The following is a 17,067-nucleotide window of genomic DNA, read 5'->3' on the forward strand; positions in this document are numbered from 1 at the left end:
GTCCGCCCGATGCGATGTGCGCAAATCTCGTGCTCATGACAGGGGTTGCCTGTGTGACAGCTGTGAAGAAGGGGTGCAGATGGTGACGATCACCAGCCATAAGTTGGCTGGAAATCGACCAAGCCTAGACGGCAGATGTGCGACCCGTACCGCACGCGACCCCAGCAACGCAGCCCTCGTAGCCCTTCGGCCAGACGGCACTACCTTGCGGACACGGCCTGAGGTTTCCGCAGCACGGTCACGACCGCCGCCCCGCCCAGCCCGATGTTGTGCGCGAGCCCGGTCCTGGCCCCCGGGACCTGACGTGGCCCCGCTTCCCCGCGCAGCTGCCAGGTCAGTTCGGCGGCCTGGGCCAGGCCCGTCGCGCCGAGCGGATGCCCCTTGGAGATCAGGCCGCCGGACGGGTTGACCACCCAGCGGCCCCCGTAGGTGGTCGCACCCGACTCGACGAGCTTTCCCGACTCGCCGTCCGCGCACATGCCGAGCGCCTCGTACGTCAGCAGCTCGTTGACCGAGAAGCAGTCGTGCAGCTCGATCACGTCGATGTCCTCGACGCCGAGGCCCGACGCCTCGTACGCCTGCCGGGCCGCGGCCCTCGACATGGGCCTGCCCACGACGTCGATGCACGAGCCGGAGGCGAAGGAGTCCTCGGTGTCGGTGGTCATGGCCTGACCCGCGATCTCCACGGCCTTGTCGTGCAGTCCGTGCTCGACGACGAACCGTTCGGAGGCGACGAGCACCGCCGCCGCCCCGTCCGAGGTCGGCGAACATTGGAGTCTGGTGAGCGGCCGGTGGACGGGCTTCGCGGCGAGGATCTCGTCGACGTCGTAGACATCCCGGAACTGGGCGTACGGATTGGCGGCCGAGTGCCGGTGGTTCTTCGCGGCCACGGCGGCGAGCTGGCGCGCGGTGGTTCCGTGGCGCTCCATGTGCTCGCGGGCGGCGTTGCCGAAGATCTGGGCGGTGGGCGGGGTCATGTCGAAGCCGTGGGCGGCGGCCATGATCCCGTAGTGGCGGGCCACCGGCGAGGTCCTGAGGTCGCCCTCTCCTCCCCCGCCGCCCAGCGCGCCCCGCTTCATCTTCTCGAAGCCCAGCGCCAGTACGCAGTCGGCGATCCCGCCCTCGACGAACTGCCGGGCCGTCATCAGGGCCGTCGCCCCGGTCGCGCAGTTGTTGTTGACGTTGTGGACGGGGATGCCGGTCAGGCCGAGTTCGTAGACGGCGCGCTGCCCCGCCGTGGAGGGCTGGAAGCAGTAGCCGACGGCGGCCTGCTGCACGAGTTCGTACGGGACGGCGGCGTCGGCGAGAGCTGCGGTGCCCGCCTCCCGGGCCATGTCCCAGTACTGCCAGTCCCGCGACTCGGGCTTCTCGAACTTCGTCATTCCGACGCCGACGATGTACGCCTTCATGTCCCCTGCTCCCCTTCGGTCTCGTTCAGTCCCGTGGCAGGCCGAGGATGCGCTCGGCGACGACATTGAGCTGGACCTGCGTGGTGCCGCCCGCGATGGTCAGGCAGCGGCTCATCAGCAGTCCGTGCACGGCCCGTTCGCCCGCGCCTTCCCTCACCGCACCCGCCGGGCCGAGGAGTTCGAGGGTCAGCTCGGCGACCTTCTGCTGGTGCGTGGTCTGGATGAGTTTGCGTACGGACGCGCCCGCGCCCGGCTCCAGGCCGTCGACCTGCCGCAGGGTGGTCCGCAGCCCGATGCAGGCGAGGGCGTGGGCCTCGGCGGCGAGCGCGCCGATACGCGTCCGGCAGCTGTCGTCGAGGCCCGGCGCCCGCGCGATCAGTTCCTCCAGGCCCGTGTCGAAGGTCAGCTGGTCGGCCATGTGGACACGTTCGTTGCCGAGCGTGTCGCGGGCCACCCGCCAGCCGTCGTCCACCTCGCCGACGACGGCATCGGCGGGCAGCAGCGCACCGTCGAACCACACCTCGTTGAAGAGGGACTCGCCGGTGATCTCCTTCAGCGGACGGATGTCGATGCCCTCGGTGGTCCGCATGTCGACGAGGAAGTAGGTGAGGCCCTTGTGTCTGGGCGCTTCGGGGTCGGTGCGGGCCAGGAGGATCCCGTGGTCGGCCCACTGCGCGGCACTCGTCCACACCTTCTGGCCGGTGATCCGCCAGCGGCCGTCGGGCATGCGCTCGGCGCGGGTGCGCAGGCCGGCGAGGTCGGATCCCGCGCCGGGCTCGCTGAAGAGCTGGCACCAGAGGAGTTCGCCGCGCAGGGTCGGGGGAAGGTAGCGGGCCTTCTGCTCGTCGGTGCCGTACGCGAGGAGGGACGGCACCACCCAGGTCGCGATACCGAGCTCGCTCACCTTCACCCCGGCCGCGCGCAGCTCCTGCTGGACGGCGAGCTGCTGCAGGGGGCCGGCGCCGAGGCCGTAGGGGGGAGGAAGGTGCGGGGCGACGTAGCCGGTGGGCGCGAGGGCGCGGCGAGTGGCGCGCGGGTCGAGGCCGTGGGCCCGGGCGATGGTCTCGCGGGCGGCCCGGCGGTACGGCTCGGCCTCCGGGGGCAGCTCCAGGCGCAACTCGCGCCGCGCCCCCTGCGCCGCGAGGCGTGCCGCGCGCAGGCGGTGGGCGTCACCGGGGCCGAGGAGCTGACGCGCGACGACGGCCCGGCGCAGATGCAGATGAGCGTCGTGCTCCCAGGTGAAGCCGATGCCGCCGAGGATCTGGATGCAGTCCTTGGCGCAGGAGTAGGCGGCGTCGAGCGCGGTGGCCGCGGCGAGGGCGGCGGTGAGGCCTCTGACGGCGGTGTCGGCGTCGTCGGCCGCCAGGGCCGCGTCCCAGGTCAGGGCCCGCGCCTGCTCGACGCGTACGAGCATGTCCGCGCACAGGTGCTTCACCGCCTGGAACTGCCCGATGGGCCGCCCGAACTGCTCGCGTACCTTCGCGTACTCCGCGGCCGTCCGCAGTGCCCAGGCGGCGGTCCCGCAGGCCTCCGCGGCGAACAGGGCGGCGGCGAGGTCGTGGACGAGAGCGGGGTCGACGTCCAGGACGCGGTCCTCGGGCACGGTCACACCGTGCGCGGTGACCTCGGCGGTGGGGCGGGTCGGGTCGGCGCACTCGTGTCCCCGTATCGAGAGCTCAGCGGCGTCCACGGCGAGCCATCCGGCCGGGGTCGGCAGCAGGATCAGATCCGCCTGCCCGGCGCCGAGCACGGGAGGGGCGGTGCCGTCGAGGCGGTGGCCGTCCGGGATCCGGGTGGCGGTGAGAGAGCCGGGCCCGAGAGCGACGGCCCCGATGCGCCGGCCGCCCGCGAGGCTCCGTGTCAGCCCGCCCCGCCCCGCCCGGGCCAGCACGGCGGAGGCCAGCACACTGGGCAGGTACGGCCCGGGCAGGGCGGCCCGCCCGGTCTCCTCCAGCACCACGGCGAGGTCCAGGAGCGTGCCACCCCCGCCGCCGTACTCCTCGGGCAGATGCACGCCGAGCAGGCCTTGCTCGACGGCCCCGCCCCAGTACCCGGGCCGCCCACCGGTACCGACTCCGGGTGCGTCGAGGAGCTTCCGGACAGCTTCCGGCGGCACGGCGCGTGCGAGCCAGTGGCGTACGGAGGCCGCCAACTCGCCCTGCTCCTGGGTGATTCCGATGCCTCCGGCGCTTCCCATGCCCATGCGCCGCAGAGTAGAACACGTTCCAATCTGACGGAAGGTCAGATGCGTCCGGAGTCTGCTCAGGTGGGGAACTCGCCGCACCAGTTGCGGCTGAGGAGGGTAGCGGGAAGGTACTCCGATTCGACCTCGATGGCGATGCCTGCGTCGTGGGCGAAGCAGGCGATGGCGAGCGGCGCGAGCGCGACGAGGCCTGAGACACGGCTGCCACGGCCCTCCTCACTCCAGTACTCCTTGTGCCACTGGAGGGCAGCGGCGAGGGCACGATTGAAGCCCGCGTGATCGTCGCGGATGATCCGGTGGAACATCTCCATCGGCGGGTACAGCAGCTTGGCAATCGCCTCCTGGTCCGTGCTGACGGCTGCCGGGTCGGTGCCGTCGACCGCGGCCACCAGTTTCCGGCCGAGGTCGGGGCCACCGAGCCAGTGGGTCTGGAGGGTGTCGATCCAGGCGTACTCGAACTCGTCGAAGTGCGCACCGTTCTCCCTCAGCAGGGACAGCGGCACCCGGCACAGGGCCGTGATCCGGTCCCGTTCCCGGCACACCACGGCCAGGTAGAAGGCGGTGAGCCAGGTACCCGGGGTCACGTACGGCTGCGTGCCGGTGGCTTCGAGCGTGCGGTCCTTGTGCGCGATGCGGCACTGCACGTGTTCCTCGGTCGCGGTCGCGGCGGCGAACACGGCGGAGCCGACCTGCATCGCGTTCACCCAGGCATCCCACGTGGGGAAGATCGATCCCCTCGGGTCCAGCAGGCAGTGCGCCTTGGCCAGCATGAGCGCGGTGTCCAGGGCTTCGCCCAGACCGGTGGAGTCGCGCTCCAGACCGTCAATCCACCCTTCCGCACTCTCCTGGAGTACGGCGAGGCCCGCTTCCGCGTTACCCGTCGGAAAGGGGTGGCGGGGGATGATCGCGACCAACGCATTTCTCCCTACGACGCGTCAATTGTCGACTGCAGCTTCTATATCAGTCCAGGGCGGCTGCCCGGAGCTTCTTTGATCAACTGCGGTGGCACCCGCAGGCTCTCGTCGAAGGCCTTCGTGTTCAGGCGGCGACCATCGATCGCGTAGTACTTCTCGAAATACCCGCCTTCATGATTGGTGCGCTAGACCTGGATCTCCGCGATCTGCTCGTCCGTGAGGGAACCACGTGGACCGTACGGGTTGTCGCCGTCGCGCATGAAGCTGGGGCGCTCGATCACTCTGGGCGGCGTGGATGCGCCATCCCCTGGCGTCTCCACGTCGTCGCCCGTGCGAGCCGCATCATCCAGGCCGCCCGTGCCCGGCGTATCCGGGTGGCCGGAGCCACCCGGGACGTCACTGTCGGCGGAGAAGCCACCCGGAACGCCGTTGTCCGCCGTCGAGCCGCCCGGCACATCGCGGCCGCCGCCCGTGGACGGGGGGTGTCGGTGTGACTGGCGCCGCCCGTGGGCGCATCGTCGCCAGACCGTCCAGCGCCGCCTGCGGTGTTCTCCAGTTGTTCGTCGGGAAGTTGTCGCCCGCGCGGCCGATCGGCACCTTGTCGCCGATGCCCCCGCCGGGCAGGTAGCCCGCCCCACCGCCTGCCCCGCGGCGTCCCAGCCGTCGAAACCGACCAGCGTGCCCAGGCTCTTGATAGTGCCTCAGACACGGTCGACGAAGAAGCCGAAGAGGGAGTCACCTGCGTGCTCCCGGAGAAACGTTGCAGGGGTCGCAGCCGTAGCCGTACCTACTTCATCACAGCAGGTCGGTGAGATCGGGACCGAGCCCGTCGATAATGTCGGGAGTTTTGATCCCGTGACCCTCAGCGACTCCGAAATAGGTCGGCTCACCTGGTTCGGCCACAACTCCCAGCAGGCCATCCAGCCCCCGCAGTGCTGTCTCCAGGCGCGGGGCATTGTGCGCATACACGGCAGGATGCGGCTTCCCTCGGAAGTCACATGGGCCCCATACATCGTGGTGGACCGATAGCTCCGCCGAGGAACCGACCGGATCGGGAGACACCGTGAGTTCGACCAGTCGGGGTTCGCTATGACGGCTACCTTCCGCATCGAGCCACGTACCCGAACCGACCACAAGGATCGCCGACATCTCTGCGTGGGGGTAGCCGGTCGGTTGACAGGCCCGCACTTGATCGGCGATCTCCGCATCTCCCAAACGCCCCACGATGTCGAGGCGGCTGTGAACACCGAGCCCACCGATCCCCACCTGGAACCAACTCCACTCCAGTGCAGCAGGATCCAGCAACTCATTCTCCCGTAGGACGGCGGACATGCGCGCGACCGTTTCGAGCGCCGATTCCAGCCCCGGCGCTGTCACGTCTTCAAGGTCCCAGAACCAGGAGGCGCACTCCCGCGGTGCGCGCATCAGAATCGACATGGAACTTCCTTACGGATTGGTCGCTTTGGTTGGAAACACTGTGAGAGAACCATCTTTGAAGCGAAGGCCGAAGGAGGCATTGGTCCGATCCGCGGCCCTCTGCACATTCTTCAGGATCCTATCCGTCAGTGCACCTTTGACATCATTGATGTCGAGAATCGCCACTTTCACCTTCACGCCAGGGCCCGCCAACTGCTTCTCTGCGATCTTCGCCACTGCCGACTTGATCCCGTTGGCGCTCTGCACGTCCTTGAGTTGAGCGCCATACTCGATGCCGCCCTCGGACCTGACCAGGACGTCCAAGTCAAGTTTCTTCTCGGGGAGCTTCAGCTCTAATTCAATGTTGTTCACGTTCTTGGCCTGCAGTTCTGCCGCATGCTCCATTGCCTGATGAACAGCTGGCATCATGTCGGGCTGCTTTACCTGGAAAATCAACTCCTTGTACCCTGGGGCGTCTGCAAACCTTCGACTGGCAATGTATTCGGCGACGGCTGCCCCGTAGTCCGACTTTCGGAGTTGTGTCAACATACGCCCCTGATCCACCGGAGCTACCTTCGACTCCACCAGAGCTGCGGTGACCGCTTCCTCGTACTCAGAGGCCATCTTGCCAGTTGGCTGTTGCGCAATGCGATCGCCTTCCAGGTGCACAGGAGGCTGATCAGGGGTCTCCGCTCCAATTCGGCCACTGTCAGAGCCACTGCCACTTCCGGAGCCGATGTCGGACGAGTCCGGGCCGTCATCTCCGCCAGATGGCTCTCCCCGGTGACTGCCCGGGACGTTCTGCCCGTCTCCGGAGCCCTTGGATGGGGTCTCCGAACGGCCGCCACCGGCGGACGGGGTGTCGGTGTGGCTGGCGCCGCCTGTGGGGGCGTTGTCGCCGGCCAGGGCGAGGTCCGAGCCCGGATGTGCGCGGCACCCGTTTGCGCGCGTGAGATCAACCGCACGTCGCGATGCCCGACCCGGCTGCACCGCGACGGGCGGCATCGCGACGCGGGCGCACACCGCGACGGGTCTCACGCGAACGGGTGCTGCCGCGCCGCCGGACGGGTCATGCGCCCCGGCTCAGGCAGGGAACGCGAGGGGAGCGCCGCCCCCGGCCTTGACCGCCTCGACGGCCGCCTGGTGCACCGAACGGCCGGCGTCCTCGTCGGACGCGGACAGGGGGCTGCCCTCCATGACGTACCACTCAGACGCGCCGGTGTGCTGCACGGTCACCTGGGCCTGGCCGTCGATCCAGGTGGTGTGCACGGTCAGGTCTCCCGTGATCGGGCCGCCCTCGGTGGTCATGACGCCACCGGAGCCGGCGATGATCCCCTGAGTGGTCCACGTCGCCCAGGTGTCCATGGCGCCTCCGCTACGGTCCCAGTGTCGAGCGTTTGAGCAGATATACCCATCTTGTCCGAATTCTTGCCGGGGCACCCGTAGGCGCGCTCCGGTCACCATGCCCTGCTGGCGCTGCGACCGGAACCCGGTACGCCCCCGCTCCGGCCCTGGAGGCATGCCTCAGCCGGTTCCCGGGGCGCCTCCCATCGCGCGGAGCATCCGGGCTCCCCCGGTCCGCAGGAAGCGCACGACGAACGCGGCCGCGAGCAGCAGGAACACGATGTTGAGCCAGGTGGTGTAGTCCCACGACACCCCTTCGTCCGGGATCTTCGCGGTGGACTGGTCGGGGACGAGCCCGAGGGCGCCGAAGACGAACTCCACGACGTACGCGGCGACGACGATGGCGGCGTAGAACGTCGCGAGGATGAACGCGGCCATACGCGCTCCGTAGTACTTCTTGTAGATGTTGAGGATCGGCACGATCAGCAGGTCCGCGAAGATGAAGGCGATCACCCCGCCGAAGCTGATCCCGCCCTTCCAGAGCACGACGGCGAGCGGCACATTGCCCACCGAGCAGACGAACGACGCGATGGCGACGAGCGGACCGACGATCGGCCCCCAGAGTTTTGCGGCCGTCGGATGCCCTTCGAAGAAGAACGCGCTCCAGAAGGAGTCCGGCACCCAGGCGGCGACGGCACCGGCGATGAGCAGGCCCAGCACGAGGTCGCGCAGGATCGCCGCCCACTCCATGACGAAGACGTGCGAGGTGGCGGTGAAGCCCTCGCCGGACAGCAGCCGGCGCAGGAACGGCCCCTCCCCCTGGATCGACATGTCCATGGCCGCATGGCCCTCCATGGCGCCGGCCAGCCCGCGCCCGGCCTGATCACGCGCCTCCCGCACCAGCCGCTCGCTCAGGAACCGCCGGAACAGCACCGCCAGCACCACGATCATGACCGGTCCGCCGACGAACTCGGCCGCGGTGAACTGCCACCCCATCAGCAGCGCCAGGATGACTCCCAGCTCCACGACGAGATTGGTCGAGGCGATCTGGAAGGCCATCGCGGCGGTGAAGTTCGCCCCCTTGCGGAACAGGGAGCGGGCGAGGGCGACGGCCGCGTACGAGCACGACGAGGAGGCCACTCCGAGGCCCGCCGCGACAGCGAGGCTGCGGGGGCTGTCGTCACCGAGCAGGGACACCACGGTGGACTTGCGGACCACGGCCTGCACGACGGCGGACAGCGTGAAGCCGAGGATCAGGGCCCAGGTGATCTCCCACGCCATGGACCCGGCGAGGGCGAGGGCGTGCAGTACGGCATCCAGCGCGGCTTCCATGGCGCCGAGCTTTTCGGTACGGGGTGGGCGCCAGGCCAGCTGACACGGTGACCGTAGCCTCGTCCACCCCGTATGGCGGCCATGACGTTCGTCAGACGGTGCCCTCGGCGGCGGCGGCGATGAACGCCGCGAAGGCGGTGGGCGCGACGGCGAATACAGGCCCCTCCGGGTTCTTGGAGTCGCGGACGGCGATACGGCAGGGCTGGGGGGCGACCTCGATGCAGTCGCCGCCGGTGTCACCGCTGTACGTCGACTTGCGCCAGGCGGCGGCGCCGAGGGGGGCGCACTCGATGCACGCGCCTCCGGTGTCGGAGCTGTAGGACGACTTACGCCACCGCATGCCCGTCAGATTCTGGATGGTGTCCATACCGTTCCTCCAATACGCGGGCGATGAGTGCCGCCGAATCCTCCACAGAGAGCGCGGCGGCCTGCAAGTGATCGTAACGGAGCGAACCCTCCCTGAGAGCCTGTGGATTGGCCGTCATATGGCCCTGGACGAAGTCCTCCGTGTAGACCAGATCCGGATCGTCGTCGAACCGCAGCAGGTAGTACGAACCCGGCAGCCCCGCATGCGCTCCCGCCCCGAAGGGCAGCACCTGGACCTTCACCCACTCCCGTCTGCGCAGACCCAACAGATGGGCGAGTTGGTTCCGCATGACCATCCGGCCACCGATCTCCTGGTGCAGCACGGCCTCGCTCAGCACCACCCAGCACAGGGGCGGATGCTCGCGCTCCAGGATGCGCTGCCGCTCCATCCGCGCTGCGACCTTGGCGTCGAGGTTGTTCCCGTTCCGTACACCCAGCACCGCCCGCGCATAGCCCTCCGTCTGTAAGAGCCCGTCCACCAACTGGGCCTGGAAGGACGAGATGTACGCCGCCTTCGCCTCCATCTCCGCGTACGCCTGGAACCAGCTCGGCAGCTGGCTCCTCAGCACCAGCCCCACCAGCCGTGAGAACACCCCGCCCGTCCCCAGCGCCGCGTCCACCCGCTCACTGAAGTCCCGCGTCGGCACCTTCCGCGCCGTCTCGATCTGGCCGATCAGCGATGCCGTGCAGAAGACGCAGCCGCCCAGCTCGCCCTGCTTCAGCCCGGCCTCCTCGCGGAACCTGCGCAGCTCGGAGCCGTAGTAGTCCAGCGGCGAGGCGCTCGGATCCAGGTCGCGGATGTTGGCCATGAGGCGGTCCCCCAGTTCACGCAAGCACACGCCGTGCGGCGTTCGTTTCGGTACGTAGCCGAGCGTAATCATGCGGCTGCACGCTGGTGACATGAATCACGCAACTGACTCCTCACCAGCGGACGTTGCGGGCTGCTACCGCATGGGCCTCACCGTCGGTGAGCATTCGGCCCGGCATCTTCGGCGCATCCTGCGGATGTTCCTGGTCCGCTGGGACCTGGCCGAGCTGACCGATCCGGCCGAGCTGGCGCTGACCGAGCTGGTCGCGAACGTCGTCCGGCACGTGCCCGGCAGGCGGTGCACCACGCTGATCCTGCGGCGGCCGGAGGGGCTGCGGGTCGAGGTCGCGGACGGCTGCGCGCGCCCGGTACGGCCCGTGCGGGGCGGGGAGGACGCGCTCGCAGAGGGCGGGCGGGGGCTGCTGCTCGTCGAGACCGTGACGGACCGGTGGGGGACGGTGGAGCTGCCGACCGGCAAGACGGTCTGGTTCGAGTGCGACGCGAAGCCCTGATCCGCCTGCGCCTACGATGTGACCGCCTCGTACGCCCGTACGACGTCCAGCACACCCGCCGGAGCCCCGGAGGAACCCCTATGGCCCCCGCCGCCCCCAAACCGGAGATCCTCGCCGCCTTCGAGGCCGCCAAGGGCTTCATGCCCGCCCAGGAGGGCCTGGCGCTGTACGCGGCGGCCGTGGAGGCCGGGGCTCTCGGGCTGCCGCTGCTGGAGGTCGGGACCTACTGCGGGCGGTCCACGATCCTGCTCGCGGACGCCGCCCGCCAGGCCGGGACCGTCGCCGTCACCGTCGATCACCACCGCGGCAGCGAGGAGCAGCAGCCGGGCTGGGACTACCACGACCCGACGGTCGTGGATCCCGAGGTCGGCCTCATGGACACGCTGCCCACCTTCCGCCGCACGCTCCACAAGGCGGGCCTCGAGGACCATGTGATCGCGGTCGTCGGGCGGTCGCCGCAGGTCGCGAAGGTGTGGGGCGGCAAGGTGGGGCTGGTCTTCATCGACGGCGGCCACACCGACGAGCACGCCACGAACGACTACGAGGGCTGGGCGCCGCACCTCGCCGAGGGCGGCCTGCTGGTGATCCACGACGTCTTCCCCGACCCGGTCGACGAGTGGACCGGTCAGGCCCCGTACCGCATCTACCTGCGGGCCCTGTCGTCCGGCGCCTTCACCGAGCTGTCCGCCAAGGACTCGCTGCGGGTGCTGCGCCGCACCGGTCAGGGGATCTGAGCGCGCCGGACTAGCATCGCGACGTGCCGACGAACGTATCGACAACCATGCCGTACGACGAGAACCAGCACCCGACCCGCGGCCACCGGGCCCGCGCCGGCGTCCTTCTCGCGGGCGCCGCCCTCGCGGCCTGCCTGGCAGGCTGCACCGGAACCTCTGGACCGGACGGGACCCCGGAGCCGCCGTCCGGGCCGTCCGGCGCCCCCGCAGGGACGGGGTCGGGCAGCCCGTCGGGCGCTCCGTCCGCGAGCGGGCGCCCGCTCGCCGGGAAAACCGTGGTGGTCGACCCTGGCCACAACCCCGGCAACTTCCGGCACACCCGTGAGATCAACAAGCTCGTGGACATCGGAACCAACCGTAAGGAATGCGACACCACGGGCACGTCCACCAACGACGGTTACACCGAGGCCGAATTCACCCTCGATGTTTCACACCGCCTCCGCACCCTGCTGGAGAAACAGGGTGCAACCGTCCGATTCACCCAGGACGACGACCGCCCCTACGGTCCCTGTGTGGACGAACGCGCCCGCTTCGGCAACAAGGCGGGGGCGGACGCCGTGGTCTCCGTCCACGCGGACGGCTCCGCCACCGGCAACCGCGGGTTCCATGTGATCCTCCCCGCCCTGGTGAAGGGCGGCACCGCGGACACGACGAAGATCGTCGGCCCCTCGCGCGACCTCGGCAAGCACGTCGCCGCGGCCTTCACCCGCGTCACGGGCAGCGCCCCCTCCAACTACGTGGGCAAAGACACCGGGTTGGACGTGCGCGAGGATCTCGGTGGCCTCAACCTGTCGACGGTTCCGAAGGTGTTCATCGAGTGCGGCAACATGCGTGACGCGAAGGACGCGACACAGCTGAAGAACCCTCAGTGGCGGCAGAAGGCGGCGCAGGGACTCGCGGAAGGCATCAGCACCTACCTGCTGGGGTAGGCGGAGCAGGCGATAGATTCGTCCGTACGATGAGGGCTACCCCCGACCTTCGCGCCAAGCACCGCCGACCGGCGGCACCGACGACCGCCCGATACACAACCGACTAAGGACCCACACGTGAACATCCGCTCCCTCACTCGAGGCGATGGCGTGGTGATCGGAGCAGCGGTGGTGCTGTTCATCGCCTCGTTCCTCAACATCAGCGACTGCTCCGGCGCCCTGTGCGACGCCGTTCCCAACACGTGGGAGTGGTCCTACCTGGGGTGGGGCACGTACTTCCCCGGCATCGTCGGCGCCGCCCTGATCGTCGTCGCGCGCGCACTGCCGCAGCCCCGGAAGGTCGCCGGTCTCGAGCTGGGCCAGGTCGGGACCGCCTTCACGATCATCACGGCGTGGACGCTCCTGATGTGGATCTTCGAGGCGGAGGGAGCGGGCTCCGCCCTCATCCTCGGCCTGATCGCCGCACTGGTCCTCGCCGCCGCCGCGATCGCCACCCCGCTCGTACCCGCCCTCAAGGCTCCCCTCCTGCCCGCCCCGCGTCCGGCGGCCCCGCAGCCCTACGGCGGCCAGCCGCAGGGTGGTTACGGCTACCCGGGCGCCCAGCCGGGCCAGCAGCAGCCCTACGGCGCCCAGCCAGGTCAGCAGCAGCCCTACGGCGGCCAGCCGGCCCAGCAGCAGCCGTTCGGCGGCCAGCCGCCGCAGCAGGGCGGGGCCGGCGCCCCGGCCGGCGACTTCACGCCGTTCTGGTTCGCGGTGCCGGTGGCCCGTCCGCTGTTCGCCGAGGACGGCTCCCCGAACCCGATCGCGGAGCTCGCGCCCGGCACCTGGTACCTCGCGGTCGAGCAGCGCGGTCCGGGCCTGGTGGCCCAGACGCAGGACGGCCGCCGGGGCGTCCTGCAGGACACGTCCGGCATCCAGCGCGGCTGACGCAGGCCGACAGCGCACAGCGGCCCCTCGCCCTTCCGGGGACGCTGTTGGCGAATAGGGCCTGTGGCGTGACGTCGGCCTTCGAGACCCAGTTGTGGTCTCGAAGGCCGACGTTGCTGTTTGGGGTGGGTTCGCGTGTCGATGAGGCCGCAGGTGTCGGGAGACGTTCCGGTGGAGACCGTGCGGGTGGCACGGGCTGCGTTTCCGAAAGGCAGCCTGGCGATCAGGGTCCGGGACGAGCTGGGGGCGCTGTTCCAGGACGGGGACTTCGCCGGTCTGTTCCCGGTGCGGGGCAAGCATGCCTGGTCACCGGGCCGACTGGCTGTGGTGCTCGTGTTGCAGTTCGTGGAGAACCTGACGGACCGGCAGGCCGCCGAGGCGGTGCGGGCCCGGATCGACTGGCAGTACGCGCTCGGACTGGAACTCACCGACGCGGGATTCGATTACTCGGTCCTCTCAGAGTTCAGGGACCGGCTGATCGGTGCGGACGGCGGACGGGAGATCCTGGACGGCATTCTGGCTGCGGCCCGGCATCGGGGACTGATCACCACCGCCGGCCGAGCTCGGACGGACTCCACGCACGTGCTGTCCGCGGTGCGTGAGCTGAACCAGCTGGAGCTGGTTGCGGAGAGCCTGCGGGCAGCCCTGAACGCGGTGGCTCGCGCTGAGCCGGACTGGCTGCGCGAGCGTGCCCGGCCGGACTGGTTCAGGCACTATGCCACCCGCGCCGAGGAATCCCGCTTTCCCAAGGACCGGACGAAGCGTACGCGGGCCTACGAGCGGATCGGCGCCGACGGCATGCACCTGTTGCGGATGATCTGGGCGAACGATGCCCCGTCCGGGCTACGGACACTGCCCGAGGCGGAGATCCTGCGGCAGGTGTGGGTCCAGCACTTCCACCTGGTCGACGGCGAGGTGGCTCGCCGGGGCCCAAAAGACCGTCCGCCGGGCGCCACGCGCCTGGCCACCCCGTATGACCCCGAGGCCCGCAACGGTGGGAAGAAGGACGTGTTCTGGGACGGCTACAAGGTCCACCTGACCGAGACCTGCGAGCCGGATACCGTCCACTTGATCACCAACGTCGCCACCACGACCGGCGAGGTCAGCGATGACCGCATGGCCGCTGTCGTCCATGCTGCCCTCGCCGGACGGGACCTGCTGCCCGGCGAGCACTGGGTGGACACCGGCTACGCCAACGGTCCCGCGATGAGCGCAGCCCGCCAGGACCACGGCGTGGCCGTGCACGGCCCTCTCAAGGCCGTCACTTCCGCCCAGTCCAGAGGTGAAGCGGCCTTCGGACAGGACGCGTTCAACATCGACTGGGACCAGCAGCAAGTGACGTGTCCGGGCACACACACCAGCACCGTGTGGCGTCAGGCCATGTCACAGCGAGGGACACCGGTCATCCGCGTCCAGTTCTCCCCACGCGACTGCACCCCCTGCCCGCACCGGCCCGACTGCATCAAATCGAAACCCGGCAGCCGCAAGCTCATCCGGCGCGACCTCACCCTGCGGCCCCGCAACGAGTACGACACCATCCACCAGGCCCGGGCTCTCCAGCAGACCGATGGCTGGAAGGCCCGTTACAGGATCCGCGCCGGGGTCGAGGGCACCATCTCCCAAGGCGTCCTCGCCCACGGCCTGCGTAGATCCCGCTACCGGGGCCTGAGCAAGGCCGGCCTTCAACACCAGCTCACCGGCGCAGCGATCAACCTCGTCCGTATCGACGCCCATCTCACCGGGACACCACACGCCCGCACCCGCACCAGCCACCTGGCAGCACTTCGCCCCACCGAATGACATCGATGGGGCGAAGCAAGGCACCTATTCGCCAACAGCATCCCCTTCCGGGCGGGGGGCCGTTGCCGTACAGTCGCCCCGCACCGGCAGACTGACTGTCCGTCAGAGAGGGGCGGGGCCCATGCGGCTCGGACTCGCACTCGGCTACTGGGGGCGCGGCCCGAACCCCGCCCACCTCGAACTCGCCCGTGAGGCCGAACGCCTCGGCTACGACTCCGTCTGGACCGCAGAGGCCTGGGGCTCCGACGCCTTCACCCCGCTGACCTGGATCGCGGCGCACACCTCCCGGATCGGACTGGGCACCGCCGTGGCCCAGATGTCTGCCCGCACCCCCACCGCCACCGCGATGCACGCGCTCACCCTCGACCATCTCTCCGGCGGCCGGATGCTGCTCGGGCTCGGGCTGTCGGGACCGCAGGTCGTGGAGGGCTGGTACGGCCGCCCGTTCCCGAAGAGCCCGCTGACCGCGACCCGCGAGTACGTGGACGTCATCCGCCAGGTCCTGCGGCGTGAGGGCCCCGTCGAGCTCGCCGGCCGCTTCCACACCCACCCGTACACGGGCCAGGACGGCACGGGCCTCGGCAAGCCGCTCAAGCCGATCACCCACCCCCTCCGGTCCGGCCTGCCCGTCCTGCTCGGCGCGGAGGGGCCGAAGAACATCGCCCAGACCACGCGGATCGCCGACGGCTGGCTGCCGCTGTACTGGTCCCCGCTCCGGACGGACGTCTACCGGGCATCGCTGGACCAGGTCCCGGAGAACTTCATGATCGCGCCGATGGCGCGGGCCGCCGTCTGCGACGACATCACCGAGGGGCTGCTGCCCGTCAAGGCGATGCTCGGCTTCTACATCGGCGGCATGGGCCACGCGGCCCGCAACTTCCACGCCGACCTGATGGCCCGCATGGGGTACGAGGACGAGGCCCGGCGCATCCAGCGGCTGTTCGCCGAGGGCCGGCGCGAGGAGGCGGTGCTCGCCGTCCCCGATGCCTTCGCCGACGAGATCTCGCTCATCGGCCCGCGCGAACGCATCGCCGAACGGCTGGAGTTGTGGCGCAAGGGCCCGGTCACCGACCTCCTGGTGACGGCACCGGACCAGCGCACCCTTCGCGTACTGGCCGAACTGAACGGTTAAGTTTCTTCCAGATCATCGCGCGGACGGCTCGGAGCGACGACGGGACCAATGGAGCGCTGCCTGGCATCGCCGCACTCCTCGCCGTCGCCTCACCATCGCCCCGGCGCTCGCCGTGCGGGCGCGCCCGGCACTCTCCGCGCTTCCGGTCGTCCGCCGTGCTGTTTTCTGCGCACCCTGGTCACCTGACCGGCCCTGTTGTCGCAGTGCCCCTAGGGGCGTGTGCCGGAAGCGCTCTAGGTTGGCTGACGTGAGTGCGCGGGGGCGGAGTTAGCACGTCCCGCCACGGAACACCGGTCCGGACCCGGAACCGTATGCCGTCGATCAGTTGCCGCCGTGGCCAGACAGGCGGCCGTCCCACCTTCGTCCCCTTCGGCAACACCGGCTCCAGCACCGCCCACTGCTCGTCCGTGAGATCTCGCCGCCCCATGAACCGAGATCATTTATCGCTCAAGATTCACTTTCGATACACGGCCTAGCCCCACGTTGCCGTCACCTTTGCCGTCAACTCCTCGGCCACGCTCACATCGGCGTCACCGCCACCGGCTACGCCCACGTCCGACTCCGCCTCCAGCACTACGCCATAGAAACCCTTGGCGTAGCACTCGATGGCCCTGCACAAGCCGACACCGGCATCGTCGACGGCAACGAGCCGCTACCCGCGACGGCCCTCGTCCACTGACGTTGCCGTCAACTACTGCCGTCACCCCACGCTGAAGCCCCGCCAGGCGCTGCCTGGCAGGGCTTCAGATTTGCGGTCGCTTACATGACCTCAAGCGACACGCTTGCGATCGCAGCAAGCACACTGACTTGAACTGGCCCTTCCGCTCGGAACCAGATCAACGCCGGGAGCGACGATGAGCGGATCAGTTCGAGAGCCAGCTCTTCAGGCCAAGGCGAGTCGCTCGGCTCCAGAAGTGTTACCGCCACCTGATCCAACGGTGCGTCACCAGGACCCGAAGGCCGCTCAATCGAGCAAAAATAGACGTCCCGAAATGCGAGCGTCATATCCGGCTTCTCGGGCCCCCAGCGGAGACCCATATCCAGCGCATCGACGTCATCGATGCGCTCTAGCGAGAGGCGATCCAGGAAATATCCCTGACAACCTGGGGCGACATCGAGAAACGTCTGAAGTGAGCTCACCGGATCACCATCTCCCCAGTCGAATGTTCCTGCGCAACCTGACCATCCGGGCCGCACCTCTGACGGTAGTTCTTCTGGTTCGGGCCGGGATCAATCGAGGG

The 17,067-nt window shown here is 69.4% G+C and carries 16 protein-coding genes and 2 pseudogenes; 6 read left to right on the plus strand and 12 right to left on the minus strand.

The window, feature by feature from the left end:
* Positions 1 to 200: 200 nt before the first annotated feature.
* The 9 genes from ACFU5O_RS01240 to ACFU5O_RS01280 all read right to left on the minus strand — a co-directional run bounded on the left by ACFU5O_RS01240 (position 201) and on the right by ACFU5O_RS01280 (position 9,793).
* The gene (locus tag ACFU5O_RS01240; protein ID WP_384234876.1) at positions 201 to 1,409 is read right to left on the minus strand and encodes a lipid-transfer protein; all 1,209 of its coding nucleotides are present in this window, start codon (positions 1,407 to 1,409) and stop codon (positions 201 to 203) included.
* 25 nt (positions 1,410 to 1,434) lie between these two features.
* Positions 1,435 to 3,612 carry an acyl-CoA dehydrogenase gene (locus ACFU5O_RS01245; RefSeq protein ID WP_384234879.1) on the minus strand — a complete coding sequence of 726 codons (2,178 nt, stop codon included), beginning with the start codon at positions 3,610 to 3,612 and terminating at the stop codon, positions 1,435 to 1,437.
* A 59-nt stretch (positions 3,613 to 3,671) separates the two neighbouring features.
* Positions 3,672 to 4,526, minus strand: a complete 855-nt coding sequence (locus ACFU5O_RS01250; protein ID WP_384234882.1) for an immunity 49 family protein — start codon at positions 4,524 to 4,526, stop codon at positions 3,672 to 3,674.
* A gap of 795 nt (positions 4,527 to 5,321) precedes the next feature.
* Positions 5,322 to 5,963, minus strand: coding sequence for a hypothetical protein (locus tag ACFU5O_RS01255; RefSeq protein WP_384234885.1), 642 nt, complete (start codon positions 5,961 to 5,963; stop codon positions 5,322 to 5,324).
* A gap of 9 nt (positions 5,964 to 5,972) precedes the next feature.
* Positions 5,973 to 6,611 carry a hypothetical protein gene (locus ACFU5O_RS01260; RefSeq protein ID WP_384234887.1) on the minus strand — a complete coding sequence of 213 codons (639 nt, stop codon included), beginning with the start codon at positions 6,609 to 6,611 and terminating at the stop codon, positions 5,973 to 5,975.
* 414 nt (positions 6,612 to 7,025) lie between these two features.
* Positions 7,026 to 7,307 (minus strand): hypothetical protein, encoded by a 282-nt coding sequence (locus ACFU5O_RS01265; RefSeq protein WP_384234890.1) that lies wholly within the window; start codon positions 7,305 to 7,307, stop codon positions 7,026 to 7,028.
* A 159-nt stretch (positions 7,308 to 7,466) separates the two neighbouring features.
* Positions 7,467 to 8,606 (minus strand): permease, encoded by a 1,140-nt coding sequence (locus tag ACFU5O_RS01270; RefSeq protein ID WP_384236337.1) that lies wholly within the window; start codon positions 8,604 to 8,606, stop codon positions 7,467 to 7,469.
* 103 nt (positions 8,607 to 8,709) lie between these two features.
* Positions 8,710 to 8,985: a DUF397 domain-containing protein gene (locus tag ACFU5O_RS01275; protein ID WP_384234893.1), complete on the minus strand. Its 276-nt coding sequence runs from the start codon at positions 8,983 to 8,985 to the stop codon at positions 8,710 to 8,712.
* Positions 8,945 to 9,793 (minus strand): Scr1 family TA system antitoxin-like transcriptional regulator, encoded by an 849-nt coding sequence (locus ACFU5O_RS01280; protein ID WP_384234896.1) that lies wholly within the window; start codon positions 9,791 to 9,793, stop codon positions 8,945 to 8,947. Before ACFU5O_RS01280 ends, ACFU5O_RS01275 begins: the two co-directional genes overlap by 41 nt.
* 91 nt (positions 9,794 to 9,884) lie before the next feature.
* Between ACFU5O_RS01280 and ACFU5O_RS01285 the strand changes: the two genes are divergently transcribed.
* From ACFU5O_RS01285 to ACFU5O_RS01310, 6 genes and pseudogenes are all read left to right on the plus strand, one after another.
* Positions 9,885 to 10,304 (plus strand): ATP-binding protein, encoded by a 420-nt coding sequence (locus ACFU5O_RS01285; RefSeq protein WP_384234897.1) that lies wholly within the window; start codon positions 9,885 to 9,887, stop codon positions 10,302 to 10,304.
* An 80-nt stretch (positions 10,305 to 10,384) separates the two neighbouring features.
* Positions 10,385 to 11,038, plus strand: a complete 654-nt coding sequence (locus ACFU5O_RS01290) for a class I SAM-dependent methyltransferase (RefSeq protein WP_384234899.1) — start codon at positions 10,385 to 10,387, stop codon at positions 11,036 to 11,038.
* 47 nt (positions 11,039 to 11,085) lie between these two features.
* Positions 11,086 to 11,967, plus strand: coding sequence for an N-acetylmuramoyl-L-alanine amidase (locus ACFU5O_RS01295; RefSeq protein ID WP_384236340.1), 882 nt, complete (start codon positions 11,086 to 11,088; stop codon positions 11,965 to 11,967).
* A 117-nt stretch (positions 11,968 to 12,084) separates the two neighbouring features.
* Positions 12,085 to 12,894, plus strand: coding sequence for a hypothetical protein (locus ACFU5O_RS01300; RefSeq protein ID WP_384234900.1), 810 nt, complete (start codon positions 12,085 to 12,087; stop codon positions 12,892 to 12,894).
* A gap of 135 nt (positions 12,895 to 13,029) precedes the next feature.
* Positions 13,030 to 14,719: pseudogene (locus ACFU5O_RS01305) on the plus strand (IS1182 family transposase); the annotation flags it as partial.
* Positions 14,720 to 14,815: 96 nt separating this feature from the next.
* On the plus strand, positions 14,816 to 15,826 hold the full coding sequence (locus ACFU5O_RS01310; RefSeq protein WP_384236342.1) for an LLM class F420-dependent oxidoreductase: 1,011 nt from the start codon (positions 14,816 to 14,818) through the stop codon (positions 15,824 to 15,826).
* A 271-nt stretch (positions 15,827 to 16,097) separates the two neighbouring features.
* Here ACFU5O_RS01310 and ACFU5O_RS01315 read toward each other — a convergent pair.
* From ACFU5O_RS01315 to ACFU5O_RS01325, 3 genes and pseudogenes are all read right to left on the minus strand, one after another.
* A pseudogene (locus ACFU5O_RS01315) lies at positions 16,098 to 16,253 on the minus strand (transposase); the annotation flags it as partial.
* Between the two features lie 45 nt (positions 16,254 to 16,298).
* Positions 16,299 to 16,445 carry a hypothetical protein gene (locus ACFU5O_RS01320; protein ID WP_384234902.1) on the minus strand — a complete coding sequence of 49 codons (147 nt, stop codon included), beginning with the start codon at positions 16,443 to 16,445 and terminating at the stop codon, positions 16,299 to 16,301.
* Between the two features lie 140 nt (positions 16,446 to 16,585).
* Positions 16,586 to 16,966, minus strand: coding sequence for a hypothetical protein (locus ACFU5O_RS01325; RefSeq protein ID WP_384234904.1), 381 nt, complete (start codon positions 16,964 to 16,966; stop codon positions 16,586 to 16,588).
* Positions 16,967 to 17,067 lie beyond the last annotated feature (101 nt).

Origin of the sequence: Streptomyces sp. NPDC057445 (genome assembly GCF_042802855.1) — a bacterium.
In the GTDB taxonomy this organism is placed as follows: Bacteria; Actinomycetota; Actinomycetes; order Streptomycetales; family Streptomycetaceae; genus Streptomyces.

Bases quoted from the DNA above. Each gene is read 5' to 3' on its own strand.
- ACFU5O_RS01240 (WP_384234876.1), bottom strand. From the start codon at position 1,409: ATGAAGGCGTACATCGTCGGCGTCGGAATGACGAAGTTCGAGAAGCCC.
- ACFU5O_RS01245 (WP_384234879.1), bottom strand. From the start codon at position 3,612: ATGGGCATGGGAAGCGCCGGAGGCATCGGAATCACCCAGGAGCAGGGC.
- ACFU5O_RS01255 (WP_384234885.1), bottom strand. From the start codon at position 5,963: ATGTCGATTCTGATGCGCGCACCGCGGGAGTGCGCCTCCTGGTTCTGG.
- ACFU5O_RS01265 (WP_384234890.1), bottom strand. From the start codon at position 7,307: ATGGACACCTGGGCGACGTGGACCACTCAGGGGATCATCGCCGGCTCC.
- ACFU5O_RS01275 (WP_384234893.1), bottom strand. From the start codon at position 8,985: ATGGACACCATCCAGAATCTGACGGGCATGCGGTGGCGTAAGTCGTCC.
- ACFU5O_RS01280 (WP_384234896.1), bottom strand. From the start codon at position 9,793: ATGGCCAACATCCGCGACCTGGATCCGAGCGCCTCGCCGCTGGACTAC.
- ACFU5O_RS01285 (WP_384234897.1), top strand. From the start codon at position 9,885: ATGAATCACGCAACTGACTCCTCACCAGCGGACGTTGCGGGCTGCTAC.
- ACFU5O_RS01290 (WP_384234899.1), top strand. From the start codon at position 10,385: ATGGCCCCCGCCGCCCCCAAACCGGAGATCCTCGCCGCCTTCGAGGCC.
- ACFU5O_RS01295 (WP_384236340.1), top strand. From the start codon at position 11,086: ATGCCGTACGACGAGAACCAGCACCCGACCCGCGGCCACCGGGCCCGC.
- ACFU5O_RS01310 (WP_384236342.1), top strand. From the start codon at position 14,816: ATGCGGCTCGGACTCGCACTCGGCTACTGGGGGCGCGGCCCGAACCCC.